At 65.5% G+C, this 2,223-nt stretch carries 1 protein-coding gene and 1 pseudogene; both read right to left on the bottom strand.

All coding sequences use genetic code 11. The features are described 5' to 3' along the window. Nucleotides 1–276: pseudogene (locus AC1DU6_RS28350) on the bottom strand (beta-galactosidase); the annotation flags it as partial. Between the two features lie 51 nt (nt 277–327). Continuing rightward, the coding region (locus AC1DU6_RS28345; RefSeq protein WP_477861208.1) for a TonB-dependent receptor at nt 328–2,223 on the bottom strand (1,896 nt) is incomplete at its 5' end.

Genomic DNA, 2,223 nt, shown 5'->3' with positions numbered 1-2,223 from the left:
GAATTTTCCTTCCTCGGGCTCGACCTGCTCCCAGGCCACCGGCATCAGCACGGTGTTGGCCTTGACGTCCTTGGCCGCGTCCCAGACGGGCTTGAGCGCGCCGGGGTAGTTGCTGGAGTTGTGCGCCTGCGCGCCCAGCATCAGGAAGGGCTTGCCGTCCACCAGCAGTGCGTGGCGGCCGTCGCGCGTGACGAGGCGGGGCGCCTCGGCGGCACCGGCGGCTTGCAGGGAGAGCAAGCCGGCCAGCACCGCCGAGAGAAGTGCGTTTCTTTTCATCGGGATTCCAGGCGCCCGGCGATCCTGCGGACCGCCGGGCGCAAACCAAGGTCAGAACGTGTAGCGCGCCGTGACCACGTAGCGAGGGCCGGTGTAGAACAGACCACGGGTCATGTAGCCGATATGCTGCTGCATCAGCTGACGCTGGCGGGCGGAATTGAGGTTCTGCGCCTCCAGGCCGAGTGACATCTGATCATTGAACAGCTTGTACGACACACCGGCGTCCAGCTGGCCGTAGCTCTCGGCCCACACCGGCAGGCCCCAGGCCACGTTCCTCTGACCGAGGTTCGGGCTGTTCGGATCGGTCACGAGGCCGTCCGTGCCCTGCGTGCCGTTCACGTTGATGGCCTGCAGGTAGCGCGAACGCCAGCTGTAGGCCAGGCGTGCGGACAGCGGACCGTGGTCATACATCAGCGCGAGGTTGTAAGCCTTGCGCGACAGGCCCTGCAACGGCAGGTTGCCGAACTGACGGCCGTCGGTGTCGCAGCCGTTCAAGTTCAGGCCAAAGTTGTCGGCCGAGTTGGCGGTACCGCTGCAGTAGGGCGAGTTGACCGGGTTGTACAACTTGCTCTTGCTGTCGACGTAGGTGTAGTTGGCCTGCACGCCAAAGCCGGAGAGCCAGCCCGGCAGCTTGTCGAAGTACGTCTGGAAGGCGAGTTCCACACCGGTGAGGTTGCCGGAGGCGCCGTTGACCGGGCTCGTCACCGAGAAGTTCTGCGGCTTGCCGGTGACGTCGGGCAACTGGAAGTTCGACGTCTGGTTGACGAGGATGTCCTTCAGGTCCTTGTGGAACGCTGCAACCGTCAGCGAACCCGCGCGGCTGAAATACCACTCGGCCGTCAGGTCCTCCTGCGTCGAGCGGGTCGGCAGCAGCATGGGGTTGCCCTTGGCGGAGCCGCTCTGCGAGACGCTGGTCACCGTGGTGGCGGTGCTGTTGATGGTCTGGCTCAGCGAGGTGCTCGCCTGCAACCTGTCGAAGTCAGGCCGGGCGATGGCCTTGGCCAGGGCGAATCGGAACTGCACGTCCTGCGCGGCCTGGAGCTTGAGGTTCAGACTGGGCAGCACGTCCGTGTAGCTGTTCTTGAAGGTCTCCAGCTTCTGGTACTTCGGGATGTTGGGCACCGGCACTCCGCCGAGGCCCAGCTTGGCCTGTTCGGTGCCGGCGAAGGAGGTGTAGCCCAGGGCGTCGTTCTGGGTTCGCACGACCCGCACGCCGACGTTGCCGTCGAGCGGCAGTTTCCATTCGTCGAAGCCGAAGCGCAGCTGGGCGAAAGCGGCCTGGGTTTTCTCGGACTGCTTGTTGCCGCTGCCGCTCTGGATGTCCTGGGCGATGTCGCTGCCCAGGCCTTCGGGGGAGAAGGCGAATGGCCACTGGCTGCAGGCATCGGTGCTTTGACCGGCCGCGGTCTGCTTGACCACGCAGTTGTCGGCGCCGTACTTGTGCAGCACGGCATAGGAAGCCGGGAAGCCGACGGCTTGTGCGACCGACGGGAACACGACCGACGGCGGCGTGGGGACGCTGCCACCGAAGAAGTTGTTGAAAGTGTTGGTCTGGGTGCCGCCGGGGTAGTCGCTCAGGTAGGCCGGGCCTCCTGTCGTCCAGGGCTGGGAGATGGCCTGCCAGTGGTAGTTCGACGGATTGGTCGAGCTCTGCGCTTCGCGTTCCGTCAGGCGCATGCCGAAGCGCAGGTCCTGCAGCACCGGGTGCTCGAAGCGGTAGCGGGCATCGCCCTTCCAGCTCTTCTGGGTTCCCTTGCTGCGGTCCAGGTGCTCCATCGTGAACGCCCAGTAGTAGTTCTTGGGGTCGGCGAGGTAGGCGCGGTCAGCGGCGTCGAAGCTGAGGCTGGGCGTGCTGCCGCTCAGGTCGATAACCTCCTTCTGCATGCCGACACCGGTCGCGACGGTGGAGTCCAGACCGCGCGTGGAAGCCTTCACGTACTGCAGGTC

The organism is Roseateles sp. P5_B10, assembly GCF_056400485.1.
Note: the sequence above shows the minus strand (reverse complement) of the source record. Positions and strands in the feature narration are given on the sequence as shown.